Source organism: Roseobacter sp. YIN89 (assembly GCF_057219365.1).
The window spans coordinates 55,700-80,808 of sequence record NZ_JBXVVD010000002.1 but is presented as its reverse complement, the minus strand read 5'-3'; the positions used below and the strand labels follow the sequence as shown (position 1 = coordinate 80,808).

Annotated in this window: 25 protein-coding genes; 10 read left to right on the top strand and 15 right to left on the bottom strand. The window is 56.6% G+C overall.

The window, feature by feature from the left end:
• Positions 1-49 precede the first annotated feature (49 nt).
• Complete coding sequence (gene olsB / locus AC2D8V_RS06585) at positions 50-814, top strand: L-ornithine N(alpha)-acyltransferase (protein ID WP_484732742.1); 765 nt, start codon at positions 50-52, stop codon at positions 812-814.
• Positions 811-1,638, top strand: coding sequence for a lyso-ornithine lipid O-acyltransferase (olsA, locus tag AC2D8V_RS06580; RefSeq protein ID WP_484732741.1), 828 nt, complete (start codon positions 811-813; stop codon positions 1,636-1,638). Before olsB ends, olsA begins: the two co-directional genes overlap by 4 nt.
• 13 nt (positions 1,639-1,651) lie before the next feature.
• Here olsA and AC2D8V_RS06575 read toward each other — a convergent pair whose 3' ends face one another.
• On the bottom strand, positions 1,652-2,233 hold the full coding sequence (locus AC2D8V_RS06575; RefSeq protein WP_484732740.1) for a PA14 domain-containing protein: 582 nt from the start codon (positions 2,231-2,233) through the stop codon (positions 1,652-1,654).
• A gap of 286 nt (positions 2,234-2,519) precedes the next feature.
• On the opposite strand from AC2D8V_RS06575, the gene rpsB reads away from it, so the two are divergent.
• Positions 2,520-3,314 carry a 30S ribosomal protein S2 gene (rpsB, locus tag AC2D8V_RS06570; RefSeq protein ID WP_484732739.1) on the top strand — a complete coding sequence of 265 codons (795 nt, stop codon included), beginning with the start codon at positions 2,520-2,522 and terminating at the stop codon, positions 3,312-3,314.
• Between the two features lie 78 nt (positions 3,315-3,392).
• The gene (gene tsf, locus AC2D8V_RS06565; RefSeq protein WP_484732738.1) at positions 3,393-4,268 is read left to right on the top strand and encodes a translation elongation factor Ts; all 876 of its coding nucleotides are present in this window, start codon (positions 3,393-3,395) and stop codon (positions 4,266-4,268) included.
• A gap of 184 nt (positions 4,269-4,452) precedes the next feature.
• Here tsf and aroQ read toward each other — a convergent pair whose 3' ends face one another.
• Complete coding sequence (gene aroQ / locus AC2D8V_RS06560) at positions 4,453-4,890, bottom strand: type II 3-dehydroquinate dehydratase (RefSeq protein WP_484733866.1); 438 nt, start codon at positions 4,888-4,890, stop codon at positions 4,453-4,455.
• A 289-nt stretch (positions 4,891-5,179) separates the two neighbouring features.
• Here aroQ and AC2D8V_RS06555 point away from each other — a divergent pair, with 289 nt between their 5' ends.
• Positions 5,180-6,022 carry a 3-oxoadipate:acetyl-CoA acetyltransferase gene (locus AC2D8V_RS06555; RefSeq protein WP_484732737.1) on the top strand — a complete coding sequence of 281 codons (843 nt, stop codon included), beginning with the start codon at positions 5,180-5,182 and terminating at the stop codon, positions 6,020-6,022.
• An 8-nt stretch (positions 6,023-6,030) separates the two neighbouring features.
• Here the strand turns inward: AC2D8V_RS06555 and phoB are convergent, their stop codons facing one another.
• The 11 genes from phoB to AC2D8V_RS06500 all read right to left on the bottom strand — a co-directional run bounded on the left by phoB (position 6,031) and on the right by AC2D8V_RS06500 (position 16,776).
• Positions 6,031-6,720, bottom strand: coding sequence for a phosphate regulon transcriptional regulator PhoB (phoB, locus tag AC2D8V_RS06550; RefSeq protein ID WP_484732736.1), 690 nt, complete (start codon positions 6,718-6,720; stop codon positions 6,031-6,033).
• 4 nt (positions 6,721-6,724) lie between these two features.
• Entirely contained in the window at positions 6,725-7,432 is a 708-nt protein-coding gene (gene phoU / locus AC2D8V_RS06545; RefSeq protein WP_484733865.1) for a phosphate signaling complex protein PhoU, read from the bottom strand.
• Between the two features lie 7 nt (positions 7,433-7,439).
• Positions 7,440-8,237, bottom strand: a complete 798-nt coding sequence (pstB, locus tag AC2D8V_RS06540; RefSeq protein WP_484732735.1) for a phosphate ABC transporter ATP-binding protein PstB — start codon at positions 8,235-8,237, stop codon at positions 7,440-7,442.
• Positions 8,238-8,249: 12 nt separating this feature from the next.
• Positions 8,250-9,611 (bottom strand): phosphate ABC transporter permease PstA, encoded by a 1,362-nt coding sequence (gene pstA / locus AC2D8V_RS06535; protein ID WP_484732734.1) that lies wholly within the window; start codon positions 9,609-9,611, stop codon positions 8,250-8,252.
• Positions 9,608-11,080, bottom strand: coding sequence for a phosphate ABC transporter permease subunit PstC (gene pstC / locus AC2D8V_RS06530; protein ID WP_484732733.1), 1,473 nt, complete (start codon positions 11,078-11,080; stop codon positions 9,608-9,610). Before pstC ends, pstA begins: the two co-directional genes overlap by 4 nt.
• Before the next feature lie 104 nt (positions 11,081-11,184).
• Entirely contained in the window at positions 11,185-12,225 is a 1,041-nt protein-coding gene (locus AC2D8V_RS06525) for a substrate-binding domain-containing protein (protein WP_484732732.1), read from the bottom strand.
• A 243-nt stretch (positions 12,226-12,468) separates the two neighbouring features.
• Positions 12,469-13,497, bottom strand: a complete 1,029-nt coding sequence (locus tag AC2D8V_RS06520) for a sensor histidine kinase (protein WP_484732731.1) — start codon at positions 13,495-13,497, stop codon at positions 12,469-12,471.
• A 29-nt stretch (positions 13,498-13,526) separates the two neighbouring features.
• Complete coding sequence (locus tag AC2D8V_RS06515; protein ID WP_484732730.1) at positions 13,527-14,711, bottom strand: trans-sulfuration enzyme family protein; 1,185 nt, start codon at positions 14,709-14,711, stop codon at positions 13,527-13,529.
• On the bottom strand, positions 14,708-15,241 hold the full coding sequence (locus tag AC2D8V_RS06510) for a gamma carbonic anhydrase family protein (RefSeq protein ID WP_484732729.1): 534 nt from the start codon (positions 15,239-15,241) through the stop codon (positions 14,708-14,710). Before AC2D8V_RS06510 ends, AC2D8V_RS06515 begins: the two co-directional genes overlap by 4 nt.
• On the bottom strand, positions 15,238-15,882 hold the full coding sequence (gene gmk / locus AC2D8V_RS06505; protein ID WP_484732728.1) for a guanylate kinase: 645 nt from the start codon (positions 15,880-15,882) through the stop codon (positions 15,238-15,240). The genes AC2D8V_RS06510 and gmk overlap by 4 nt, the downstream gene beginning before the upstream one ends.
• Positions 15,883-15,885: 3 nt before the next feature.
• Positions 15,886-16,776: a YicC/YloC family endoribonuclease gene (locus AC2D8V_RS06500; RefSeq protein WP_484732727.1), complete on the bottom strand. Its 891-nt coding sequence runs from the start codon at positions 16,774-16,776 to the stop codon at positions 15,886-15,888.
• 282 nt (positions 16,777-17,058) lie between these two features.
• Between AC2D8V_RS06500 and AC2D8V_RS06495 the strand changes: the two genes are divergently transcribed.
• The gene (locus tag AC2D8V_RS06495; RefSeq protein WP_484732726.1) at positions 17,059-17,721 is read left to right on the top strand and encodes a PAS domain-containing protein; all 663 of its coding nucleotides are present in this window, start codon (positions 17,059-17,061) and stop codon (positions 17,719-17,721) included.
• 569 nt (positions 17,722-18,290) lie between these two features.
• On the opposite strand, the gene AC2D8V_RS06490 is transcribed toward AC2D8V_RS06495, so the two are convergent.
• Positions 18,291-19,661, bottom strand: coding sequence for a class II 3-deoxy-7-phosphoheptulonate synthase (locus tag AC2D8V_RS06490; protein ID WP_484732725.1), 1,371 nt, complete (start codon positions 19,659-19,661; stop codon positions 18,291-18,293).
• Positions 19,662-19,855: 194 nt separating this feature from the next.
• Between AC2D8V_RS06490 and AC2D8V_RS06485 the strand changes: the two genes are divergently transcribed.
• Complete coding sequence (locus AC2D8V_RS06485) at positions 19,856-20,860, top strand: GlxA family transcriptional regulator (protein ID WP_484733864.1); 1,005 nt, start codon at positions 19,856-19,858, stop codon at positions 20,858-20,860.
• 6 nt (positions 20,861-20,866) lie between these two features.
• Here AC2D8V_RS06485 and AC2D8V_RS06480 read toward each other — a convergent pair whose 3' ends face one another.
• Complete coding sequence (locus AC2D8V_RS06480; protein WP_484732724.1) at positions 20,867-21,952, bottom strand: PQQ-dependent sugar dehydrogenase; 1,086 nt, start codon at positions 21,950-21,952, stop codon at positions 20,867-20,869.
• Positions 21,953-22,109: 157 nt separating this feature from the next.
• Between AC2D8V_RS06480 and AC2D8V_RS06475 the strand changes: the two genes are divergently transcribed.
• From AC2D8V_RS06475 to AC2D8V_RS06465, 3 genes are all read left to right on the top strand, one after another.
• Complete coding sequence (locus AC2D8V_RS06475) at positions 22,110-23,300, top strand: ABC transporter substrate-binding protein (protein ID WP_484732723.1); 1,191 nt, start codon at positions 22,110-22,112, stop codon at positions 23,298-23,300.
• A 105-nt stretch (positions 23,301-23,405) separates the two neighbouring features.
• The gene (locus tag AC2D8V_RS06470; RefSeq protein WP_484732722.1) at positions 23,406-24,185 is read left to right on the top strand and encodes an ABC transporter ATP-binding protein; all 780 of its coding nucleotides are present in this window, start codon (positions 23,406-23,408) and stop codon (positions 24,183-24,185) included.
• A gap of 96 nt (positions 24,186-24,281) precedes the next feature.
• Positions 24,282-25,106: an ABC transporter ATP-binding protein gene (locus AC2D8V_RS06465; protein ID WP_484732721.1), complete on the top strand. Its 825-nt coding sequence runs from the start codon at positions 24,282-24,284 to the stop codon at positions 25,104-25,106.
• The last annotated feature ends 3 nt before the right edge of the window (positions 25,107-25,109 follow it).

Here is a 25,109-nt window from a genome sequence, read left to right as displayed (position 1 = left end):
CATGGTTGAATTTTGCTATGAGGCGTAATCGAGCGCGGGGGAACCGGGCATGAGCGATGTCCACGCCCCTCGGTTTCGCGTTCATCTGGCGCAAAACGCGAACGAGATCGAAGCGGCTCAGCGCTTGCGGTATGATGTCTTCGTACGCGAATTGGGAGGCTCCGGCGTGTTGGTCGATCATGCGTTGGGGATCGAAAAGGATCATTTCGATGCGCACTGCGATCACCTGCTGCTAACGGATGTGACCCGCGAGGCGGTTGTCGGGGTGTACCGATTGATGCGCAGGAGCCACGCGGCCAAGGCAGGCAGTTTCTATTCGGCCGGGGAGTACGATCTTGCCCCGCTCTTGAACAGTGACAGACGCCTGTTGGAGCTGGGACGCTCGTGTCTACACAAGGACTATCGGGGGGGCATGGCGATGTTCCATCTCTGGAATGGGCTTGCGTCCTACGTCGCGACCCACCGGATCGACGTTCTGTTCGGCGTTGCAAGCTTTCATGGCACCGATGTCAACGCAATAGCTGGCCCGCTGTCTCTTTTGCATCACCGCCACCTTGCACCCATTGAACTGCGCGTGCGCGCCCGCCCCGAAGCGTTTCAACCCATGGATTTGCTGCCAGTGGAAACACTCGACAGAAGGGCTGCAATGCGCGGGGTGCCAGCGTTGATCAAGGCATATCTGCGCCTTGGAGGAACAGTGGGAGAGGGAGCTTTTATTGATCATGCATTTAACACCACCGATGTCTGTTTGATCCTCGATACCGCACAGATGAATGAACGGCAGGCGCGGCTCTATCAGGGAGGTGTAGGATGAGCACCACTTGGGAGGGCGGGCCGCCGCCGCCGCGGATTGCCATGACGCCGGGACGGGTGGCCTCTGTGGTTCTGCGTGGCATTCCTCTGGCGCTGCTCGTCTTTGGCGGCCTTGCCGTCTTGCTGCTCTTACGTCTTTTCGAAAGGCCGCTTTTTGGCGTATCCCGACCGGTAACCCCGCATATCACCGTGTTTGTTTGCAGGGGCGCATTGTTTTTGCTGGGCCTGCACCTAAGCATCCTCGGGACGCCAATGGTCGGGCAGGGGGCAATCGTTGCGAACCATTCAAGCTGGCTAGATATCTTTGTGCTGAACGCGGTTAAGCGGGTTTATTTCGTGTCAAAGGCCGAGGTTGCCGGCTGGCCCGGCATCGGCTGGCTGGCCCGTGCGACTGGCACAGTTTTCATTGCGCGTGACCGCTCGCAGGCCGCAGAGCAGGCAAAGCTTTTTCGAGACCGGCTTTTGGCGGGCCATAAACTATTGTTTTTCCCCGAAGGGACCAGCAGTGACGGCGCTCGGGTCTTGCCTTTTAAACCAACGCTTTTCGCCGCTTTCTTCGATCCTGCTTTACGCGAGCGGCTTGCGGTACAACCTGTTTCGATAACCTATTCCGCGCCCGCCGGACAGGATCCGAAATTCTTTGGGTGGTGGGGCGATATGGATTTTGGCAGCCACCTGCTCAAAGTGCTTGCTGCCGGGCAGGGCGGGCGGATTGCCCTGACATACCACCCACCCTTTGCGCCCAAAGACATGGCAGACAGAAAAGCCCTCGCGCGGGCCTGTGAAAAAGCCGTGCGCGAGGGCTTTGATCAGCAGTCTCTCTGATCCGTCGCGGGTATCAGTGAAAGAAGATGCCCGGTTTGGCGTAGTCCATGTTGTCCACGTTCGTGCCGTACTCCATCAACAGGCACGCTGTGCCTTTGCGCTGAAAGTATGTGGCCTGCAGGGGATAGTACCCTGCTTTCGGCACGTTGACCTCAATCTCACCCGCGTAGCCACAACCGTGAATGCCATCGTACAGTGCAACTTTCTGCCCGCCGATAAACAATTCAAGGCCGTCATTGTTCAGAAAATCAAGCACATAGGTGCCTGCTTTGTCGAATTTGATATAGCCGGAGATTGCCGCCCCGACCATAAAGGCTTTGCCCGATGTCATAACCGGGTCACCTTCGCTTGTGTCGTCATAAACCAGCCCTGCGATTGGCTTTCCCGGCTCTCCGGCACGCTTCAGAGCTGATTTTGCCGGGGCGAGCGAACGCACGTTGCTAGGAAGGTTTGCATAGGTAACAGCCAGCCCGTTTTTCAAAGAACCTGCTGATGGCTGCGGATTTGCCGGTTGCAAGGTAACGGCTTGTGCCAAGGCAGCGCCGGGCACACACAACGCGGCAACCACGGCCACGGCTTTTAAAACATGTCTCATAAATACTCCCATTTTCCCAGTGTCCCGACTGTCTTTCGCGGGCAGTTGCTCAGAGTGTAAGATGCGACCCTGAACCCATGCAAGCCAAACCCAACGATCAAAGTAGCAAACGTTGGGTTCATTGCGATTCTTCGCTTGCAGCAAATGGCGGTCTGTCCTATATGGCGCGCACTGAAACCCGCAGGCGGGGTTTGGGCGTGTTGAGGGAGACATCCTCGCAGGTCCGCCGGTTGGCACAAAATGTGTCATACCCCCGCTGAGGCTAAAACCGGAAAGGTATAACGACATGGCTCTTCCAGAGTTCTCCATGCGTCAGCTGCTTGAAGCTGGCGTTCACTTCGGCCACCAGACGCAGCGCTGGAACCCACGCATGGGTCCGTTCATCTACGGCGCGCGCAACGGCATCCACATCATGGATCTGACACAGACTGTTCCAATGCTGGATCAGGCGCTGAACGTCATCCGTGAAACCGTCGCCAAAGGCGGCAGCATTCTGTTTGTTGGCACCAAGCGTCAGGCGCAAGGCCCGATCGCCGAAGCGGCAGAGAAATGCGCGCAGTACTACATGAACCACCGCTGGCTGGGTGGCACACTGACCAACTGGCAGACTGTTTCTCAGTCCATCAACCGCCTGAAGTCGATTGACGAGCAGGCGGATCAAGGGTTCGCTGGCCTGACCAAGAAAGAGCGTCTTGGCATGGAGCGTGATCAGGGCAAACTGCAGGCATCGCTTGGCGGTATCCGCGAAATGGGCGGACGCCCTGACCTGATCTTTGTGATTGACGTCAAGAAAGAAGCGCTTGCCGTTGCAGAAGCCAACAAACTGGGTATCCCGGTTGTAGCCGTCGTCGACACAAACTGCTCGCCGGATGGCATCGACTACATCATTCCAGGCAACGACGATGCATCGCGCGCGATTGCACTCTACTGTGATCTGGCCGCACGCGCCGCGCTTGACGGTATGTCGGCGCAATTGGGTGCTGCAGGCGTTGACCTTGGTGCGATGGAAGAAGCTCCGGTTGAAGAAGCAGTTGCTGAAGAAGCACCTGCAGAGGCCGCGGCAGAAGAAGCGCAGGCTTAATCCGGGCCTTCACACGCATGACATATGGGGCAGGGCACTATCTGCCCCAGCAATTCACTCTTTGAAGGAGAAGCGACAATGGCGATTACAGCCGCTATGGTCAAAGAACTGCGCGACAGCACTGGCGCAGGCATGATGGACGCAAAAAAAGCGCTGACAGAGAGCGGCGGCGACATGGAAGCCGCCGTTGACTGGCTGCGTACCAAAGGTTTGGCCAAGGCGGCCAAGAAATCCGGCCGTACAGCAGCGGAAGGTCTCGTAGCCGTCAAAGTTGACGGTGGTCACGGTGTTGCTGTCGAGGTGAACTCCGAGACTGACTTTGTCGGCAAAAACGCTGAATTCCAATCTATGGTTTCAGGCATCGCAGAGGTCGCGATGACAGTATCCGACGTTGATGCGTTGAACTCAGCCGACATGGGCGGCAAGTCTGTTGCCACCGTCATTACAGATGCTGTCGCCAAGATCGGTGAAAACATGTCTGTCCGTCGCATGGTGTCCATTGATGGTGAAACAGTCGTGTCTTATGTGCACAACGCTGCGGCACCTGGAATGGGCAAGATCGGTGTTCTGGTTGCGATGAATGGCGGCGACGAGGGCTTGGGCAAACAGATTGCGATGCACATCGCCGCTGTAAACCCCGCGTCATTGTCCGAGGACGATCTTGACCCTGCGGTCGTCGAGAAGGAAAAGCAGGTCCAGATGGACATCGCGCGCGAAAGCGGCAAGCCCGAGGCGGTCATTGAGAAAATGATTACCGGGCGGATGAAGAAGTACATGTCCGAAGTCACGCTGGTAAACCAGGCGTTCGTTGTGAACCCTGACGTCACCGTCGGTCAGGCTGCAGCAGACGCTGGCGCCACGATCACTGGCTTTGTCCGCCTCGAAGTGGGCGAGGGCATTGAAAAGAAAGAAGAGAATTTTGCAGAAGAAGTGGCCAAAGCTGCTAAAGGCTAAGCCAAACTTCTGAAAAACTCGATCAAACGGCGCTGGCGGCAGCGCCGTTTTTTTTATTTAGAGACAGGAAGTCTATCGGCGCTGGCTGAGTTTTTGATGCAACAGGCGCCCCAAAAAAACCCACGCAAGGGGTCGCAGGTGAATTCATATAAATTAATATATAACAGCAACTTACAGCAAGCTCTTAGCTTGATATGTGAGCTTTCATCGCGTCCATCGCCAGAATGTATCCGTGGCCGCCAAATCCACAGATAATACCGACGCACGCCTTGGCGATATAGCTTTTGTGCCGAAAATCTTCGCGGGCATGCACGTTGCTTAGGTGAAGTTCGATTGCAGGTAACTCTACAGAGACGAGGGCGTCCATGAGGGCAATGGATGTATGGGTATATGCGCCGGCATTCAAAATGATGCCGTCGTGGGTGCCGCGTGCCGCATGAATGGAGTCGATGAGTGCGCCTTCATGGTTCGATTGTTCAAAAGAGACGGGTAAATCAATGGCTTGGCCATGCTCTTTGCAACGCGTTTCGATTTCATCAAGCGTGGTCGACCCGTAAACCTCTGGTTGGCGCGTGCCAAGCAGATTGAGGTTCGGTCCGTTCAGTATCAGTACAGAGGCCATCTCGGTTACTTTCATGGTTTTGATCTGCATAGACGCAAGCGGATTTGGATGTCTAGTGGCGCGAGGGAAAGGGGGCCATATGGCCCGTGCCGTGCGGCACCACGACCACATGTTCTGTAGTCAATAAAGTGTATAATCATGATTATGTAAAATAATGTAGGTACATGATAAGCTTGGTTTTGGCAATCATACCATAGGCTTATCAACTGCTTTGCGATCCGGTTCGTTCTCTTCTATCCTGACCACGGCGTCATTCGCGCAGAATATAACTTTATCCAAGAGATAGATCATGACCAACCCCTGCATCCTGTGCGTTGCGATCACCGGCAGCGTTCCGACAAAAGCGGCGAACCCGGCGGTGCCGATCTCGGTCAGCGAGCAATTGGAAAGTACGCACGAAGCTTTTGAAGCTGGCGCCTCGATCTGTCATGCGCATGTCCGCAACCCGGACGAAACGCCTTCCTCTGATCCGGACAAGTTTGCAGCGCTCAAGGAAGGACTTGAAAAGCATTGCCCCGGTATGATCATCCAGTTTTCAACTGGTGGCCGTTCCGGCGCTGGAAAAGAGCGCGGCGGTATGCTGCCGTTGCGACCTGATATGGCGTCGCTCTCAGTTGGCTCGAACAACTTTCCGACACGTGTTTATGAGAATCCGCCCGATCTGGTTGCTTGGCTTGCATCAGAGATGATCGCTTATGAAGTCACACCGGAAGTCGAGGCGTTTGATCTTAGCCACATTCTTCACGCGATCCGTATGCACAAAGCAAGTTTGCTGTATGGAAAGCTCTATGTTCAATTTGTCATGGGTGTGAAGAATGCGATGCCGGCGGACAGGCAAGTATTTGATTTCTATGTTCAAATAATGAAATCTCGCGCGCCCGGCGCTGCGTGGTGCGCGGCTGGTATCGGGCCTGCGCAAATCGAAGTCAACGAATGGGCCATAGCCGCTGGTGGCCATACCCGTGCGGGGCTTGAAGACAATGTCCGCTTGGACAGGGAAACACTGGCGCCATCAAATGCCGCGCTGATCAGCCGTGCAGTGGACTTGTGTGAAAAATACGAACGTCCCGTTGCCACACCTGCGCAAGCGCGAGAGATCCTCAACTTGCGGCCATCAACAAGTTCGGGGTAGGCGGCCCCCTACCCCAGCGCGTAGCCCGCGCCGCGCACTGTGCGCAATGGATCTGATCCACCATGGTGTGTGAGAGCCTTGCGCAAGCGTCCGATGTGAACATCTACGGTCCGCGTATCCACGTAAATGTCGCGTCCCCAGACGCGATCAAGCAATTGCTCGCGGGAAAATACACGCCCGGGCTTTTCCATAAATGTGGACAGAAGGCGAAACTCGGTTGGCCCGAGCTGCACCTCGGCATCGCCGCGTTTCACACGATGACTGACCGAGTTCAGGATAATGTCTTCGTATTCCAGAATCTCGCCAGTGGCGGTGGGACGCACGCGTCTAAGCTGGCTGCGGACGCGCGCCATCAGTTCGATCACTGAATAGGGTTTAATGACGTAATCATCTGCGCCCGTCTCCAGCCCGCGCACCCGGTCTACTTCTTCTGAGCGCGCCGAGAGCATGATGATTGGAATACCCCGCGTGTCTGGTTTTACCTTGAGACGGCGGCAGACCTCGATACCGCTCAGGTTCGGCATCATCCAATCCAGCACAATCACGTCCGGCGCGGTTTCCTCAACCAACATCAGAGCTTCTTCGCCATCCTGTGCGCGGCTGACCGCAAACCCTTCCGCTTCGAGATTATAGGCCAGAACCTCTCGTTGGGCCGGTTCGTCTTCGACGACAAGAACGCGAGGTTGATCAACGGACATTGGTTTACCCTTCTGCGGTCATCGAAGTTTTGTCAGCCTTGGGGCGGTCGTCTTCCGGATGCTCGCCGGTTACGAGATAAACCACCTGTTCAGCGATAGATGTAACGTGGTCGCCCATGCGCTCGATGTTCTTTGCGATGAAATGCAGGTGCATACATGCCGTGATGTTTCGCGGGTCTTCCATCATGAAAGTCAGAAATTCCCGGAACAGCGCATTGTACATCTGGTCTACATCCCGGTCGCGGCTAATCACATCCGCTGCCAGTTCTGCATCGCGTTGCACGTATGCGTCAAGCGCGTGGTTCAGCATGCGTTCGACTTCACGGGCCATCCGCCGTAGCGCACCGCTACTGTCGTTTACCGGTGCCATCTGCGCCAAGACGCCGGTGCGTTTGGCCATGTTCTTGGCATAATCCCCGATCCGTTCAAGATTGGCGCTGATCTTGATCACGCTGAGAATGAGGCGCAGGTCGCTGGCAATGGGTGCGCGCAGAGCGATAACCCGCGCTGCTTCCTCGTTGATCATCTCTTCGAGTTGGTCAATGAGCGCATCGCCCTTACGCACGGTTTCGGCCAGTTCTTCGTCACGCGTTTCCAGTGACTGCGCGCTATCCCGAATGGCTGCTTCCACCAAGCCGCCCATCTTCATGATCTGCGCCTGAATCGCCTCCAGATCGCGGTCGAAAACGGATGCAATATGCTGATCTTCAATCATTTTTCTATCCAATTCGGCCTGTGATATAGCTTTCGGTGCGCGGGTCTTCCGGGTTCGTGAAAATCTGGCCGGTTTCACCGTATTCCACCAGGCTGCCAAGGTGGAAAAACGCGGTGCGCTGGCTCACGCGTGCAGCTTGCTGCATGGAGTGGGTCACGATAACGACGGAGTAATTCTCCCGAAGCTCGTCGATCAACTCTTCGATCTGCGCGGTGGCAATCGGGTCAAGTGCAGAGCACGGTTCGTCCATCAGCAGCACTTCGGGCGCCGTTGCAACGGCACGTGCAATGCAAAGACGCTGCTGTTGCCCACCAGAAAGCCCGGTGCCGGGCGCGCTCAGCCGGTCTTTGACCTCGTCCCAAATCGCCGCGCGTTTCAGGGCGTTTTCCACGATATCATCCAGGTCTGACTTGGACTGCGACAGCCCGTGAATTCGCGGGCCATAAGCGACGTTATCGTAGATCGACTTTGGAAACGGGTTGGGCTTTTGAAACACCATGCCGACCTTTGCACGCAATTGCACAGGGTCAACACGCTTGTCATAGATATCTTCGTCATCAATGGTGATGTCACCTTCGACGCGGCACACATCAATTGTATCGTTCATGCGATTGAGACACCGCAGGAACGTGGACTTGCCACATCCCGAAGGACCAATAAAGGCAGTCACGGTCTTGTCGTTGATTTCCACGTCGACGTCTTTGATCGCGTGGTTGTCACCGTAGTAGACTTGCACGCCCTTCGCCGAGATCTTGGTTTTTTGCGCGTCCACGTCTCTCTCCAGTATTCGCATGTCGTTCATGATCGTGCTCCTTTACCAGCGGCGCTCAAAGCGGCGTCGCAGGATAACCGCAAGGGTATTCATCGAGATCAGGAACCCCAACAAGATGATGATACCTCCCCACGCGCGTTCATAATAGGCGGGATCGGCACGCTTGGCCCATTCGTAAATCTGCGCCGGCATGGCTGAGTTCGGATCAAGCAGACCCGATGCGATGCCGTCCGGGGCGTTCGAGGCGATAAAACCGACCATACCGATCAGCAACAGGGGTGCCGTTTCGCCCAGAGCCTGTGCAAGGCCGATGATGGTACCAGTCAGAATGCCGGGGGCGGCCAGAGGAAGCACGTGATGAAAGACCGCTTGCATCTTTGAGGCCCCTACCCCCAGTGCCGCGTCACGGATTGACGGAGGCACCGCTTTGAGTGATGCGCGCGTGGAAATGATGATTGTCGGAAGGGTCATCAGGGTCAGAACCATACCACCGACCAAAGGCGCAGACTGTGGCAGGTGCATGAACTGAATGAAGACAGCCAAACCCAGAATACCGAATACGATTGATGGCACGGCGGCAAGGTTGGCAATGTTCACTTCGATCAAATCGGTCAGCCGGTTCTTTGGCGCGAATTCTTCGAGGTAGATCGATGCCGCAACTCCGATGGGCAGCGACAAGACCAATACGACCAGCATCATGAAGAACGAACCGACCATGGCTACACCAATGCCTGCAGATTCTGCTCGGCTTTCAGAGGCGTCAGCCCCCGTGATAAAGGCCAAATTGAAGGTTTTGTCGACAATGCCAAGCGGGATCAGAGCGTCTACGAGATCCAGGTGCTCGGCGTCGATATTCTTGTCGCGCGCAACGTCTTCACGCAAAACCCGACCTTTGAGGTAGCCGTCCACCCGGCTGGACGACAGAATTCTGAAATCGATGGTTTCCCCGATGAGGTCCGGATTGTCGATGACGGTGTCGCGCAACTGTGAAGCGGCAGAGGCCGAGATCAACGCCTTCATGTCTTTCGGCTTTTCAAGCGGTGTCTCTATACCGGCCTGTTGCACCTGTTCGAACACAGCGTTCTGTATCAATGGCGTGTAGCCAAATGTGGACACCTTCTTGATATCATCGATATTGCGCTCGCCGTTTTTGTCCAGCTTGGCGGGGTCCAGATAGACGGGCACATTGATAAATGTTTGCTGAAACGCGCCCGCGCCGCTCGAAACGATAGACACCAGCAGCACGATCAGAAAGAAGATGCCCGTGAGGATGCCCGCGATGCCGTACATCTGAAAACGCTTTTCCGCGGCCTTACGCTTTTGCGTCCGTGCGTCTGCGGCGAGCAATGAATTTTTGGCCGCGGGTGCTTGCGGGGCGGGGCTTTGTAGCGTTGCGTCGCTCATTCGTACTGCTCCCTGTATTTACGAACAATATAGAGGGCAAAGACATTCAGCCCGAGGGTGATGACAAAAAGCGATATGCCAAGGGCGAAGGCCACGAGCGCTTCGGGCGAGGCAAAGTCACTGTCGCCTGTCAGCTGGCTCACGATTTTGGCAGTGACGGTCGTCATGGCCTCAAACGGATTAAGTGACAACCGTGCTGCGGCGCCTGCCCCCAGCACAACGATCATCGTTTCGCCAATGGCGCGGCTTGCTGCCAGCAAAATCGCCCCGACTATTCCTGGCAAGGCAGCGGGCAAAACAACCTGCCGGATCGTTTCAGACTGTGTGGCACCCAACCCGTAAGAGCCGTCGCGCAGAGATTGTGGAACCGCGTTGATGATATCGTCCGACAGCGAACTGACAAACGGGATCAACATAATGCCCATGGCAATCCCTGCGGTAATGACGGATCGGCCACCGCCCATCCAGCCAAGCCCGTCGTCGCCGAATACGCTGACCAGCAATGGCCCGATCGTCAAAAGCGCAAACAGGCCGTAGACGATGGTTGGAATGCCCGCAAGAATTTCAAGCAATGGCTTTGCAATGCCTCTGATTCTCGGCGTTGCATATTCCGATAGGTAAACCGCAGAAAAAAGGCCGATCGGGACTGCGACAAGCAGTGCCACGAACGAAATATACAGGGTGCCCCACAAAAGCGGCAGGATACCAAGGCTGGAAGCACCACCACGTCCGGAGAAACTCGGGGCCCATTCAAGCAAAGTGAAAAAGTCTGCGGCGGGATACAGTCGGAAAAACTCTATGGTGTTGAAGATCAGAGAAAGGATAATGCCAATCGTGGTCAGGATAGCGACCGAGGCTGCCGCGATCAGGATGGCTACGATGCCCTGCTCGACCACGTTACGCGCCCGGAAATCACGCCCGCTTTCCATGACACCCCAGACAGCACCCGCCAATGCGACCACCAAAACGGCAATTGTCATGATCAGATTCGATGTTCGGCTCATCTCGCGGTGCGCCTGCGCTGCAGCGAGGATCGGACGGGAAATGGAACTTGTGACCACCTGCCCCGCGTTTTTCAACTGTTCGGTGATCGTTTCAGGGTCGGCCTGCGCGTCCTCGGCTGTGCTCTCGTCAATCAGGCCAGCAGAAACTGCGGCGTCGAGCCCTTCCGAGGTGCGGCGCACCTCCGACATGACCAACCCGATATTTGAATCGTCCGTCAGAGACTCCGGTGGGATCATTTGAGCCACGCGGCTTTCCACGAAAACCGGTGCAGCGAGCAGCCAGATAAACAGCAAGCCGAACGCAGGCACGACAGCCTTCATGAAGGCGTTTGAGCCGTAGTAGTTCGGCAAGGAGTGTAAAAGCTTTATGTTTCCGTCTGCACTGGCAAGAGCGCGCTGACGTCCCATGACGAAGCCAATCGCCGATAACGCAATGATGATTGCCGAAAGCCAAAGAACTGGCATGGTACCCCCAAGATCGTGTCAGTCGACACAGCCTATGCTTTAGGTGCGAATGGGCGGCATTATCGGCCGCCCATCGCAGTGTTCAAATTTGCAGAGCAGGCAGATTAGCTGCCGCCGCCCATGACTTGTTCACCAGATACGCTTGCCTGTGTGGCGGAGAGTTCTGGATCGGACACCAGACCATATTCTGCCAGCGGGCCGTCTGGGCCAGCAATCTCATCGGATACGAAGAATTCCGCGTATTCCTTAAGACCAGGGATAACGCCGATGTGTGCCTTCTTGATGTAGAAGAACAGTGGACGCGAAACCGGATATACGCCTTCGGCAATTGTCTCGGTTGTTGGCTCAACGCCGGACATTGTCGCCACTTTCAGCTTGTCGGTGTTGTTCTCGTAGAACGCCAGACCAAACACGCCGATGGCGTTGCTGTTTGCGTCGATGGACGCCAGCGTCTCTGTGTAGTCGCCATCGATGTCTACAGATTTGCCGTCGGTGCGTACTTCGAGGCATGCATCTTCTGCATCGTCCTCGGACATGCCGCCAGCGATCATCGCTTCCATAGCGCCTGTCGCTTCACAACCAGCCGCGATCACTTTCTCTTCGAATACTTCGCGTGTGCCGTGCTTGGTGCCCGGGATAAACGCGAGGATTTCGTCAGAAGGCAGGTCGCTGTTGAAGTCGGACCACATGGTGTAAGGGTTGTCGACCAACGCGCCGTCAACCATCACCTTAGGCGCCAGCGCGTTGAAGATGTCAGAAGGTGTGAAAGCTGTGTAAGCAGGACCATCGATCTGGCTGGCAAAGACGATGCCGTCATAGCCGATGCGAACTTCGATGATGTCTGTCACACCGTTTTCCGCACATGCCGCGATTTCTTTTTCGCGGATCGCACGAGACGCGTTGGCAACGTCTGTGTGCTCTGTGCCTACGCCTTGGCAGAAGCGCTTGAGGCCAGCCGAAGAGCCACCTGATTCAACAACCGGTGTTGGAAAATCAAAGTTTTCGCCGAATGCTTCGGCAACGATCGAGGCGTACGGCAGCACGGTCGATGAGCCAGCGACCTGAACCTGATCACGCGCGGAAGCGGTTGTCGCTGAGACCGCTGCGATTGCCAGTGCTGAAGCTGAAATTTTTACGAAGGACATTTTATCTCCTGTCACTTTCCATTTCTGGATCCCGGTTCGTCCGGGAATCTCTGCGGAACAACTAAAGTTCCTGCGCAATGCTTTTGTGACAGTTGAGTAACAGTTTTATGACAGTGTCACACTCTACTGTAACTCGCTGAAAATAAACAGTTATGCGGCAAATCTTGATAGGCGATTGATCCACAGAATCCACGAATTTGTACATATTGGACGCATTTGTGAAAGAATCGCCGGCAGATCGGCTTATCTTTGCGCGAGCGGCAATATGACCGTGAATGCAGCCCCTTGCCCCAATTCGCTTTCTACCCGCAACCGCCCGCGGTGCCGATTGATAATATGTTTGACGATCGCGAGGCCTAACCCGGTCCCGCCAAGCGCGCGGCTGCGATGATTGTCAGCGCGGTAGAAGCGTTCGGTCAAACGCGGAAGATGCACAGGATCGATCCCGGGGCCGTAATCTCTCACAACAATCCGGGTGCCGGGCGCGCGCAGAGCAGGATCACGTTCGCTGAGGTGCAGGCTCACTTCGACCTTCTTGCCTGATGCGCCATATTTGATGGCGTTTTCGATCAGATTGGTGAACACCTGCATAAGCTGATCCTGATCTCCCTCCATAATCACTTGCGTGTCGCCGAAATCGGGCACCAGCCGAACGTCTGCCTCATCTGCCAACGGTTTGAGCGTGCGCAATACGGATTGCAGTACGCCGGTAAGGTCCACGTTATCCCGTGGCCTTACCCGCTCGTCGCCTTCAACCCGGCTCAAGGACAAGAGGTCATCGACCAACCGGGTCATTCGCGCCGCTTCGCCCTCCATGATGTCGAGAAAACGGTCACGTGCATCTGCGTCCTCGCGTGCCGGCCCGCGCAGCGTGTCGATAAACCCCACAAGCGCCGTCAAGGGCGTGCGCAATTCGTGACTGACGTTCGCCACAAAATCCCGGCGGATCTGACTTGCCTGCTGCAGGTGCGTGACATCGGAAAAACACAAGACCAGCTGTTGTGCATCCACCATTCTGCGCACGGAAACCTCGTAGGTGATGTCCTGCGCGCCGTCATTGGTAAGGTACGTCGCGGTTCTGGACATGCTGTCGCGCATGACCGCTTCGACAGTTTCAATCAACGCGGGCTGTCGGAGGATGGTTACGAAATTTCGTCCGACGATGTTTTGACCGATCAGGCTGCGTGCTTCTGTGTTTGCCGCGATGATACGCTCGCTTCGGTCAACAGCCAGAGCAGGCACCGGGACAACGGCTAGGTATTCATCCATCATGTCCCGCGCGCTCCTTCAACTGTTCCAAATCAAGTCGCAGCATCGACTGCGGCAGTGAACACGGCACACAGCGTGTCCGGGTCTTCCAACCCGACGGATACCCGGAAGAACCCTTCGCTCATCCCCAGTTCTGCCCTTTTCTCGGGCGTCAGCGCACGGTGAGAGGACGACGCAGGGTGCGATATGGTTGTGCCCACGTCGCCTAGTGTCGGTGCAAATGACAGGCCTGTGGCGGCACGCGTGAACGCATTTGCCGCAGCACGGCTACCGTCCAGCTCAAAGCTGACCATATTGCAGAAATTGCCGTTCAACAGAGCGCTTGCGCGGGCATGGTCGGGGTGATCTGTACGGCCGGGGTACAATACACGCTTCACGCCCGTCAGACTGGCGAGATGATCGGCAAGCCGCGCCGCGGTCGATTGCGCGCGGTCAAACCGCAAGTCGAATGACAGCATGCCGCGCTCTGCCAGCCAGCAATCAAAGGGGCTTGCCGACATACCGGCCGTCACGGTGAATACCCTTAGCCGGTCGTTGATTTCACGGTCCTTGGCAGCGACGTATCCCAACATCACGTCAGAGTGCCCGGCCAGCAGTTTGGTTACCGAATGGATCACGATATCCGCGCCAGCCTCCAATGCGCGATAAGCCCGCGGTGTCGTAAAGGTGTTATCCACCACTAGAAGTACGCCCGCCTCCTTCGCCAGACCGACCAGCGCGTCAATATCTGCAACGCGAAGCGTGGGGTTCGAAACCACTTCTACCAAAATCATCTTTGTCTCGGGGCGCAACGCCGCGCGCATGGCGTCGATGTCACCGGGGTCTACCATCGATGTTGCAATGCCCAGACGTGGCAGGTCTTCAGCCATCATGCGCAGCGAGCGGCCATAAAGCTGATTGCCGCCGATCACATGCTCGCCGGCATGCATAAGACCCATCAAAACCGCCGATACCGCACCCATTCCCGAAGACGTCATGACGCCGAGGTGCGGCGCGTTTTCCATCCGGTCAAGGCGCGCAGCAACCACATCCGCATTCGGGTGCCCTTCGCGCGAATACGTATAGCCCGAAAGCTGGCCCTCGTATTGCTGGTCAAGCATGTCCGGTGTGTCCGACGCATAGACGACCGAAGGGCTGAGCGGCGTGACCACCGGGCGGGAAGCCGAAGACGGCAACACGTCAGGTCGGATCAGCGACCCTTCTTTTGCGTTTCTCATTTTGTGCTCTCCAAGGGTCTCATCTCTGACCGAAAGCGGCGCATGTTTTCGATGTAATGAGCGGCAGAGGCGCGCAACCCGTCAATTGCATCTTCGTTCAGTTCGCGCACAACCTTGCCCGGCACCCCCATAACGAGACTACCGTCAGGGATTACCTTGTTTTCAGTGATCAGCGCACCAGCGCCGATCAGGCAGTTTTTGCCGATTTGAGCGCCGTTCAAGACCGTTGCCCCCATGCCGATCAGGGAGTTGTCCCCGATAGTGCAGCCATGCAGCATAACCTTGTGGCCAATAGTGCAGCCCTTGCCGATCGTCAGCGGATAGCCTGCATCTACATGAAAAACGCAGTTTTCCTGCACATTTGACCCTGCCCCGATCCGGATTTCCTCGTGATCGGCGCGGATCGTCGTGCCAAACCAGACGGAGGCGGCTTCTTCCAGAACAACTTTACCGATGAGGTTCGCATCTGGCGCGACCCAGGTGTCGTGGTGAACTTCGGGCGCGCTGTCGCCCAACGAATAGAGTGTCATTCCAATTCCTCGAATTCATTCTGCAGGTGGCGCACATGCGCGGTCAGGCCGGGTTGCTGGCCTCGGCGCAGGCGCGTCGCAGTCACAATCGTTTTGAGTTGTGCCTCTGTCGTATCAAGATCATCGTTGACCAGAACATAGTCATAGCTGCCCCAGTGGCTGATCTCGTCCCAGCTTTTCTCCATCCGCCGAGAGATCGTGGCAGCGTCGTCTTGCGCCCGCTTTTCCAGTCGATTGCGCAGTTCGCGGATCGACGGCGGCAAAAGGAAAATCGACAAGGTATGCGCACCAAGAGCGGAATTGGTAATTTGTTGCGCGCCCTGCCAGTCGATGTCGAACAGAACGTCGCATCCTTCATTGATCGCGGTTTCCACGGGCGCACGAGGTGACCCATAAAAGTTGCCAAACACATGCGCGTGTTCCAGCATTCCTGCTTCGGAAACTTGAGCCTTGAAGTCACTTTCACTGACAAAATGGTACTCGCGCCCGTCCACTTCGCCCGGGCGCGGTGCCCGTGTCGTTGCCGAAACGGAAAACCGTATGTCGGGGTCCCAGTCTCGCAACCGCCGTGCCAGCGTAGACTTGCCGGCACCCGAAGGCGACGACAGGATGATCAGCAAACCGCGTCGTGTACCCGCCATTGTCTATTCCACATTCTGTACTTGTTCGCGCATTTGGTCGATGACGGCCTTCAATGCCAGACCGCATCGCGTCAGATCGGCGTTTTGCGCCTTGGAGCAAAGGGTGTTTGCCTCTCTGTTGAATTCCTGCATCAGAAAATCGAGCTTTCGCCCGACCGGACCACCCTCATCGATCAGCGCATGGGCTGCGGCAACATGGGCACTGAGACGGTCAATTTCTTCAGTGATATCAGATTTGACGGCGATCAATGCAATTTCCTGAGCGATCCGCGCAGGATCCAGACCTTCGCTGTTGTCCATGACTTTCGCGAGATTACTACGAAAGGTCTCCGCCATGATATCGGCACGTGCATCCGCGATAGATTTGGCCTCGCGCGTCAGCGCCGCCAGCTGATTGAGTTGCGCGCGCAGCAACTTTTCGAGGGCCGCGCCTTCGCTTTCGCGCATCGCGTTGAATGCGGCAATCAAATCATCGGATTCACCCAGCATTGCGTCGCGCAAGGGTGCTGCTTCGTCGGCGACCGGGCTTGTTTCGAGAACGCCGCGCAACCCCACGATTTCCGACGCAGTCGACGGGGCCAGCGACAGGCCTGCATCCATGGCCTGTGCTTCGATAATTGCCATCGCGTCCAGTACTGCCTCAAGGTGCGGCTGGTTGATCTGAAAGGTGCCAGCGGTTTCCTCGCGGGCCAGCCGCAATGCCAAGGTAATGTTTCCGCGCGCGGTGGCCGCTGCAAGCTTGCGGCGCAGTCCCATTTCCAGCCCGTCAATCCAGTCTGGCACGCGCAGCCTAAGATCCTGACCCTTGCCATTGACCGAACGCAGTTCCCACGACCAGCTGTGCGGCCCGTGCGACCCGGTGGCCGAGGCAAACCCTGTCATCGAGCGCAGCATAAATGGTTCCTTTCGTCGTGCGGTGCCTCATGGGTTATGGCGATTTGTCTGGCCAGAGCAACCCCCGACGCTCCGTTTCCCGCCCGTCACGATTAACCAGTTCTCCAGTTCATCCCCCATTTGGCGAAAATTGTTGGTATTAACGGTTCAGTAACGATTTGGGTGCCAAGTCGCGAATGTGACGCGCCCGGGTAGCAATTTGTTTTCGCGTTCAACGCGGTCAGAAAGTGAGAGGCTCCAGCGATGGACAACGGCGGTCAAAAGACGCACAATGTGGTTATCATGTCTCAGAATGCTTCAGAAAAAGCGTTTACGCCACTGGCCCAGGTGGAAGCCTACTGGGAGGCGCTGCGCGGTGCCCGGTTGATGCCGAATCGTGCAGAGATTGATCCGCGCGGCATCGAACATGCGCTTGAGTATTCCTTTATCGTTGAACGTATCGCACCCGGTATCGCCCGGTTGCGCATTGCAGGTAGCCATCTGAGTGACCTGATGGGCATGGAAGTTCGCGGCATGCCATTAACCGCTTTCATTGCACCGGGGTCCCGCCGTCAGGTCAGCGATACGCTTGAAGAAGTATTCGAAACACCGGCCACCTGCACGCTGCAACTGCATTCCGCAAAAGGTGCGGGCATGCCGGCGTTGGATGCGCGCATGCTTTTGATGCCTCTCAAAAGCGATCTTGGTGATGTAAGCCGTATTCTCGGTGCGCTTGTATCTGTTGGCGACGTAGGTCGCAGCCCGCGCCGGTTTGATGTGACAAAAGTGTCTTTACGTCCGATCGTTTCCGGCGAGGCGACGCCGTTGCCAACGTTGAAAACACCCAAACGACCCTCGCCGAAACCCACGGTACCGACTGGTTTTGCCGAACCAAAGCAGAGCTTCAAGACATCCACACCGCGACAGGATGCGCCATATCTTCGGGTGGTAAAGCTGGACGACTGACATTTCCTTTGATCGGGATCTGCTCGCGTTCCCCGCAGAAAGCGCGGTGCGACGAGCATTGCCAGAACGGCAAGAGAAAAGCCGTGCCTCCCCCCGGATGGCACGGCTTTTTGACAAGAAGGAGAGTTGCGCGCGGCGTTCACCGGTCTCGGGTGACGCTGATGCAATCGGGGCGCGTATCAGCGCGACCGGAATTTTGGCAGGGCATAGCCATTGATTTCTGACAGTTACCCAAGGGTAACGTGCAATCATCATCTGTGTCTGCACAAACGAACCAGAGAGCCGTGCCGCTGGCGACCGACCATTCCGTATCTCGTCTGACGCGACCCAAAGACATGCGAGCCAAATCCCTTAGTTCGTCATCTTTGTCCTCGGCGGCTTTCGGTTTCGGGCGTTCTTATGCCGTTCGGCGCAACGCCATCCCGGAAACATTTGGACTCTGGTCAGATGCGGGTCATCTGGCAGCATCATCACGCTGGCATTGCAAAAGTATGTTTTTCAAAATCAAACGGGGCCGCCGTGAGGCGACCCCGATGTGATCTGTTTGCAGTGATAATCCCACTTTGGACTTAGCTTGCCGCCTGATCCTTTTGCGCAGAGCGTCGGTTGGTCAACTCTTCGGCCACGAGGAAAGCAAGCTCGAGAGACTGGCTCGCGTTCAGGCGCGGATCACAAGCAGTATGGTAGCGATCTGACAGGTCTTCGTCGCTGACGGCTCGTACACCACCGGTGCACTCGGTCACGTCTTGCCCGGTCATCTCGAAATGCACGCCGCCCGGAACGGTGCCTTCGGCATCATGCACTGCAAAGAACTCCCGTACCTCGCGCAACACGGATTCAAAGGGGCGTGTCTTGTACCCGCTGGACGACTTGATTGTGTTGCCATGCATCGGATCGCACACCCACGTGACGTTAGCGCCTTCCTCACGCACGGTCTTGATCAGGCGTGGCAGGTGCTCACCCACCGACCCCGCACCAAAGCGTGCGATCAGCGTCAGACGGCCTTCTTCGTTTTCCGGGTTGAGTTTGGCCATCAGCACTTTGAGATCTTCTGGCGTGGTGGTCGGACCAGCTTTCAACCCAATCGGGTTCTGTACACCAGAAGCGAACTCAACATGTGCGCCATCGGGTTGGCGGGTACGGTCTCCGATCCAGATCATGTGACCGGACCCTGCCAGCCATTTGCCCGTGGTGCTGTCGACGCGTGTCAGGGCTTCTTCATACTCCAGCAACAACGATTCGTGGCTGGTGTAGAACTCAACCGTCTGCAGCGTGTGTGCTGTATCGGCGTTGACCCCGGCTGCTGACATGAAATCCAGAGTGTCGGAAATCCGGGTGGCAATTTCGCGGTACTTCTCTGCCTTTTCGCCTTCGGTAAAGCCGAGCGTCCAGCCGTGCACCTGATGCACGTCGGCATAGCCACCCGTCGAAAACGCGCGCAGAAGGTTCAGCGTCGCGGCGGCCTGCGTGTAGGCCCGCAGCATGTTTTCCGGGTTCGGGATACGGGCTTCCGGTGAGAAATCCAGCTTGTTGATGATGTCACCGCGATAGCTCGGCAACTCAACACCATTTTGCGTCTCGGTGGGCGCAGAACGCGGTTTGGCGAATTGCCCGGCCATGCGGCCAACTTTGATAACCGGCACCTTTGCGCCATAGGTCAGCACAATCGCCATCTGCAACATGACCTTAAAGGTGTCGCGGATCGCGTCCGAACTGAACTGGTCAAAGCTTTCTGCGCAATCGCCGCCTTGCAGCAAAAACGCCTCTCCCCGGCCAGCCGCGCCCAGGTGTTTTTTCAGCCTGCGTGCTTCGCCTGCAAATACGAGCAACGGAAACCGCGACAATTGCGACTCAACTGCCTCAAGTGCAGCTTGATCGGTATAGTCGGGCATCTGGATCCGTGGCTTGTTTCTCCAACTGGATTTCGTCCATTCGCTCATCTTTTATCTCCGGGTTGTGGGCCACCGTTCTTTTGGGCGCTAACATTTCGCAAGCCTCATGCGAAAAGGCAAGCCCTATACAGCATATCACAAATTCGTCCCCTTGACGTCGCTTTCAGAGCGTGACCAATTGGATTGACGGCAACGTCCGGCGCTCTGCCGACACACACACACGACAAGAACAAGAGGCAGCAATGTCCAGCATCCGCCCTGCAACCAGCAGCGAGACTGTCGGAGAAAAACCGCGACGTTTCGTCTTTGTGTTGCTTGATAACTTTACGCTGCTTTGCTTTGCCGCAGCGGTGGAAAGCCTGCGAATTGCCAACCGGATGGCGGGAAAAACGCTCTACCAGTGGGAAATTGTCAGCGAAGGCGGTGATATCGTTTACTGTTCCGCCGGGAGCGGCTTTAAACCAGATGGCGATCTGGGCGATCTGCAACGCGACGACACGGTAATGATTTGCGGCGGTATTGACGTGCAGGCCGCGACCACCAAGCGTATTCTGGGATGGTTGCGGCGCGAAGCACGCAAAGGTGTCACCATGGGCGGGCTGTGCACAGCGGCGCATTCACTGGCCAAAGCGGGGCTTCTGGACGGAAAGAAAGCGACAATTCACTGGGAGAATCAGGACAGCTTTGGCGAGGATTTTCCAGATGTCACGCTGACTAAATCCGTTTTTGTGATTGATGGAAACCGCCTGACTACGGCGGGCGGGACGTCGTCTATCGACCTGATGCTCAAGCTGATCGCCGATCAGCAGGGCGAAGAACTGGCCAATCTGGTGGCGGATCAACTTATCTATTCTTCGATCCGTACCGATCAGGATACTCAAAGGCTTTCGGTGCCGACCCGTATCGGTGTGCGTCACCCAAAGCTGTCTTCGGTTATCCAGATGATGGAAAGCAATATCGAAGAGCCGATCAGCCCGTCGACCTTGGCCAAAGATGTCGGCATGAGCACGCGCCAGCTTGAACGGCTGTTTCGCCGCTATCTCAATCGCAGTCCCAAGCGTTACTACATGGAACTGCGACTGCAAAAGGCGCGCAATTTGCTGATGCAGACCGATATGAGCGTGATCAACGTTGCGCTCGCCTGTGGTTTTGCCTCGCCGTCGCATTTTTCAAAGTGTTACCGCGCGCATTACGATACCACCCCTTACCGCGAGCGTGGCAGCCACGCAGCGCGACTGACGATCTGAGGCTGTTTACTGTCGCATTTCGTAAATTGCGCCGTTGCCAACAGAAATAAACCAGATGCTTCCATCCGGCGCTTGCGCGATGTCGCGCACGCGCTCTGTTGCACTGTTGCTGATCTGTGCGACCTCACGGGCGTTCGCACCGGTGACCTCGATACGTGAGATGTAGTCGAACTTGAGCGACCCCACGAAAATATCGCCGCGCCATTGCGGAAACATATCGCCGGTGTAGACCAAAAGACCCGATGGCGCCATTGACGGGTCCCAATACATTGCGGGCTGTTCCATGCCGTCTTGTTCTGTGCCCTGCCCGATTTTGGCGCCAGAGTAGTGCTTTCCGTAAGAGATCACGGGCCAGCCGAAGTTTGCACCTTTCTTGATCCGGTTCACTTCGTCGCCACCGCGTGCGCCGTGCTCTGCCGTCCACAGCTGACCATTTGCGTCAAGACCGGCCCCTTGCGGGTTGCGGTGTCCGAAAGACCAGATTTCCGGCTGGATGCCGGCTTGTCCTACAAAGGGATTATCGGCTGGGACACTGCCGTCTCGGTTGATGCGTACAATGGTCCCAATGTGGTTTGCGCGATTTTGCGCCTCGGGTCTGTTGCCGCGATCCCCAATCGTGACAAAAAGTGTGCCGTCTTTGGCTTCAACGACCCTGGAGCCGAAATGACGCCCGCCTGACGACCCCGGCGCCATCACGAACAGGTCTCTTAGGTTGTCGAGACGCTTGCCATCAGAGGACAGTTCGGCTGCGGCCAATGCCGTGCCCGCGCCGCCCGATTGCCGTTTGGAATAGGTCAGCCAAACCGTGCGGGTGGTGGCGAAATCCCGCGCCACGGTGATGTCCAGCAAACCGCCCTGCCCGCTATCGACCACCGCTGGTGCGCCGCGGACGGTCTGCGTTTTTCCGTCACGCCACAGCAGGATCTGTCCCTCTTTTTCGGTGACCAAAACGGATCCATCAGGCAGGTGTGCCAGTCCCCACGGCGCATCAAGGCCAGTAATTCTGGGTGATATGACGATCTCTGCGGCAACCGATGAAAGAAGGCCCAGCGTCGCAATCGCGCCAGACAAAACCAAACGTGCTAACTTCACAGGCGATCTCCTATGGCTGTAATGAGCCTGCCCTGCTTTGCGTCTGATCGCGTAAACGCTGACCCACACCTTTTTGATGGGCAAAACTGCTTTTCTTTTGGAAATAGCGCGCTTAACCTTTCCGGCGAACATCATGTTCCAATATGGGAGAAACCTAATGAAAAAGATGCTTCTGGCGAGCACCGCCGCAGCACTCATGGCGACCACGGCACTGGCCGATGGTCACGCAACGGAAGTAAAACTGGGCATTCTGATCGGCTTTACCGGCCCGATTGAATCGTTGACCGGGCCGATGGCCGCAGGTGCCGAACTTGCGATGTCCGAAGTAACTGAAAGCGGCAAGCTTCTGGACAGTGCAAAGGTCACACCGATGCGCGCTGACACTGGGTGCATTGACAACGGCCTGTCCACATCGAACGGAGAAAAACTGCTGGCAGACGGCATCAACGGTCTGATCGGCGGTGACTGCTCCGGCGTTACGGGCGCAATCCTGCAGAATGTGGCCATTCCAAATGGCATGGTGATGATTTCGCCGTCCGCCACGTCACCGGGCCTGTCCACAGTCGAAGACAACGACCTTTTCTTCCGCACGGCACCTTCGGATGCGCGCGAGGGTCAGGTCATGGCGGAGATCCTGCAAGAACGCGGCGTTGAATCGATTGCGCTGACCTACACCAACAATGACTATGGCAAAGGTCTGGCTGATGCGATCCAGTCCAACTTCGAAGCTGTTGGCGGCGAAGTGACAATCGTTGCCGCGCACGAAGATGGCAAGGCGGACTACTCTGCGGAAATGGGTGCATTGGCGTCAGCAGGCGGCGATCTGCTTGTCGTTGCGGGTTACCTCGACCAGGGCGGCCTTGGTATCATCAATGCCGCGCTCGACTCCGGCGCTTTTGACACTTTCGGCCTGCCGGGTGGCATGATCGGTGACAGCCTTCCTACCAACGTTGGCCCTGCCCTGAACGGCTCTTACGGTCAGATCGCCGGTTCCGGCGGTGAAGGCATCGAAAAGCTGAAGGAAATGGCCGGCGACGCATTCGACGCCACATCGCCTTACACACCTGAAAGCTATGATGCAGCGGCGCTGTTCATGCTGGCGATGCAAGCGGCAAACAGTACGGATCCGGCAGAATACGGCGCCAAAATTCTCGACGTGGCCAACGCGCCGGGCGAGAAGATCTATCCTGGTGAACTCGGCAAGGCGCTCGATATCCTGCGAGATGGCGGTGATGTGGATTACGTTGGTGCATCGGCGGTTGAGCTGATTGGGCCGGGCGAGTCTGCGGGCACTTATCGCATGATTGAAGTGCAGGACGGTGCAAACGTCACCATCGGCTTCAAATAAGTCCGATACCTGAATAGAAAACAGCCCGATGTCGTTGACGTCGGGCTGTTTTTGTAGATGAACGAGAAAACGCGGGGCACTACGCGTTCAGTTTCGGGGGAACACATGATCGTCGTTGACGACCTTCACAAGCATTTTGGCGGATTTCATGCCGTTGATGGTGCGTCACTGGAGATCGAGCGTGGGTCGATAACCGGTTTGATCGGACCCAATGGCGCTGGAAAGACTACTCTTTTCAATGTAATCGCCGGCGTTCTTCAACCCACTTCCGGTCGTGTGACGATGGCTGGAGAAGATATCACGGGCCTGCCACCGCACGCGCTTTTTCACAAGGGTCTGCTGCGCACTTTTCAGATTGCGCACGAATTCTCTTCGATGACGTGTCGGGAAAATCTGATGATGGTGCCGGGTGATCAATTGGGAGAAAGTCTGTGGAATACGTGGTTCGGCCGCAAGCGCATCGCAGATCAGGAACGCGCCCTTCGCGCCAAGGCTGATGAGGTACTGGAATTTCTGACTGTAGAGCACCTTGCGGATCACAAGGCGGGGCAGATATCGGGCGGGCAGAAAAAGTTGCTCGAACTGGGACGCACTATGATGGTTGAGGCAAAAATCGTTTTCCTCGACGAGGTCGGCGCGGGCGTGAACCGAACGCTGCTGAATACGATCGGGGACGCGATTTTGCGTCTGAACCAAGAGCGCGGATATACGTTTGTGGTCATCGAGCATGACATGGACTTTATCGGCCGCCTGTGTGACCCGGTGATCTGCATGGCCGAGGGCAAAGTGCTGGCAAAAGGCACGCTGGAAGAGATCAAGGCGAACGAGCAGGTCATTGAGGCGTATCTTGGCACGGGGTTGAAGAACAAGGAAAAAACAGGATGAGGGGTGTGCCGTGTCTTTCTGGGGGCGCTGCCCCCGACGCGCCTGAGGCGCGTCTCCCCCGGAGTTTTTCTGGCAAAGTGACATGGAGCCTGTGTTATGAGCTCTGATCCGTACACTGATCGCGGCAACAAGGATTTGTCGCTGGGCAATCCGGCGGGAATGGGAACGGCGCAGCCGGTTCAATCGGGTGGTTCCGCCTATGCATCTCCGGGCGGCCCGTTTCTGATTGGTGAGAACATGACGGGCGGCTACGGCGCTGGCCCTGACATTCTCCATGATTGCACGATTGCGGTGGACAGCGGTGAGATTGCGGTGATCGTCGGGCCGAATGGCGCGGGCAAGTCCACGGGGATGAAGGCGGTCTTTGGCATGTTGAACCTGCGCAAGGGGCATGTGAAGCTGGATGGCGAGGATATCACGGGCCTGTCACCACAGGCACGGGTGGCCAAGGGCATGGGATTTGTGCCGCAGACGTCGAATATCTTCACTTCAATGACCGTTGAGGAAAATCTGGAGATGGGCGCGTTCATCCGGACCGACGACATCCGCCCGACAATGGAACAGATTTATGAGTTGTTTCCGATCCTGCGTGACAAGCGGCATCAGGCAGCGGGGGAGTTGTCTGGCGGACAGCGTCAGCAGGTCGCTGTTGGTCGCGCGTTGATGACGCAGCCAAAGGTGCTGATGCTTGACGAGCCGACAGCCGGTGTCAGCCCGATTGTCATGGACGAGCTTTTCGACAGGATTATCGAGGTGGCACGCACCGGCATTCCCATTCTGATGGTTGAACAAAATGCGCGGCAAGCGCTTGAGATCGCGGACAAAGGATACGTTCTGGTGCAGGGGCGCAATGCGTACACAGGGACCGGCAAAGAACTTTTGGCCGATCCCGAAGTCCGCAAATCGTTTCTGGGGGGCTGAGTG

What these genes read in the sequence shown, in the direction of transcription:
- AC2D8V_RS06495 (WP_484732726.1), top strand. Translation starts at nt 17,059, where the DNA reads ATGTCTCAGAATGCTTCAGAAAAAGCGTTTACGCCACTGGCCCAGGTG.
- AC2D8V_RS06510 (WP_484732729.1), bottom strand. Translation starts at nt 15,241, where the DNA reads ATGACACTCTATTCGTTGGGCGACAGCGCGCCCGAAGTTCACCACGAC.
- pstA (WP_484732734.1), bottom strand. Translation starts at nt 9,611, where the DNA reads ATGAGCGACGCAACGCTACAAAGCCCCGCCCCGCAAGCACCCGCGGCC.
- AC2D8V_RS06475 (WP_484732723.1), top strand. Translation starts at nt 22,110, where the DNA reads ATGAAAAAGATGCTTCTGGCGAGCACCGCCGCAGCACTCATGGCGACC.
- AC2D8V_RS06485 (WP_484733864.1), top strand. Translation starts at nt 19,856, where the DNA reads ATGTCCAGCATCCGCCCTGCAACCAGCAGCGAGACTGTCGGAGAAAAA.
- AC2D8V_RS06575 (WP_484732740.1), bottom strand. Translation starts at nt 2,233, where the DNA reads ATGAGACATGTTTTAAAAGCCGTGGCCGTGGTTGCCGCGTTGTGTGTG.
- olsA (WP_484732741.1), top strand. Translation starts at nt 811, where the DNA reads ATGAGCACCACTTGGGAGGGCGGGCCGCCGCCGCCGCGGATTGCCATG.
- olsB (WP_484732742.1), top strand. Translation starts at nt 50, where the DNA reads ATGAGCGATGTCCACGCCCCTCGGTTTCGCGTTCATCTGGCGCAAAAC.
- AC2D8V_RS06520 (WP_484732731.1), bottom strand. Translation starts at nt 13,497, where the DNA reads ATGATGGATGAATACCTAGCCGTTGTCCCGGTGCCTGCTCTGGCTGTT.
- AC2D8V_RS06555 (WP_484732737.1), top strand. Translation starts at nt 5,180, where the DNA reads ATGACCAACCCCTGCATCCTGTGCGTTGCGATCACCGGCAGCGTTCCG.
- AC2D8V_RS06470 (WP_484732722.1), top strand. Translation starts at nt 23,406, where the DNA reads ATGATCGTCGTTGACGACCTTCACAAGCATTTTGGCGGATTTCATGCC.
- gmk (WP_484732728.1), bottom strand. Translation starts at nt 15,882, where the DNA reads ATGGCGGGTACACGACGCGGTTTGCTGATCATCCTGTCGTCGCCTTCG.
- AC2D8V_RS06490 (WP_484732725.1), bottom strand. Translation starts at nt 19,661, where the DNA reads ATGAGCGAATGGACGAAATCCAGTTGGAGAAACAAGCCACGGATCCAG.
- AC2D8V_RS06500 (WP_484732727.1), bottom strand. Translation starts at nt 16,776, where the DNA reads ATGCTGCGCTCGATGACAGGGTTTGCCTCGGCCACCGGGTCGCACGGG.
- aroQ (WP_484733866.1), bottom strand. Translation starts at nt 4,890, where the DNA reads ATGGCCTCTGTACTGATACTGAACGGACCGAACCTCAATCTGCTTGGC.
- tsf (WP_484732738.1), top strand. Translation starts at nt 3,393, where the DNA reads ATGGCGATTACAGCCGCTATGGTCAAAGAACTGCGCGACAGCACTGGC.
- AC2D8V_RS06515 (WP_484732730.1), bottom strand. Translation starts at nt 14,711, where the DNA reads ATGAGAAACGCAAAAGAAGGGTCGCTGATCCGACCTGACGTGTTGCCG.
- AC2D8V_RS06465 (WP_484732721.1), top strand. Translation starts at nt 24,282, where the DNA reads ATGAGCTCTGATCCGTACACTGATCGCGGCAACAAGGATTTGTCGCTG.
- phoB (WP_484732736.1), bottom strand. Translation starts at nt 6,720, where the DNA reads ATGTCCGTTGATCAACCTCGCGTTCTTGTCGTCGAAGACGAACCGGCC.
- pstC (WP_484732733.1), bottom strand. Translation starts at nt 11,080, where the DNA reads ATGCCAGTTCTTTGGCTTTCGGCAATCATCATTGCGTTATCGGCGATT.
- AC2D8V_RS06525 (WP_484732732.1), bottom strand. Translation starts at nt 12,225, where the DNA reads ATGTCCTTCGTAAAAATTTCAGCTTCAGCACTGGCAATCGCAGCGGTC.
- pstB (WP_484732735.1), bottom strand. Translation starts at nt 8,237, where the DNA reads ATGAACGACATGCGAATACTGGAGAGAGACGTGGACGCGCAAAAAACC.
- rpsB (WP_484732739.1), top strand. Translation starts at nt 2,520, where the DNA reads ATGGCTCTTCCAGAGTTCTCCATGCGTCAGCTGCTTGAAGCTGGCGTT.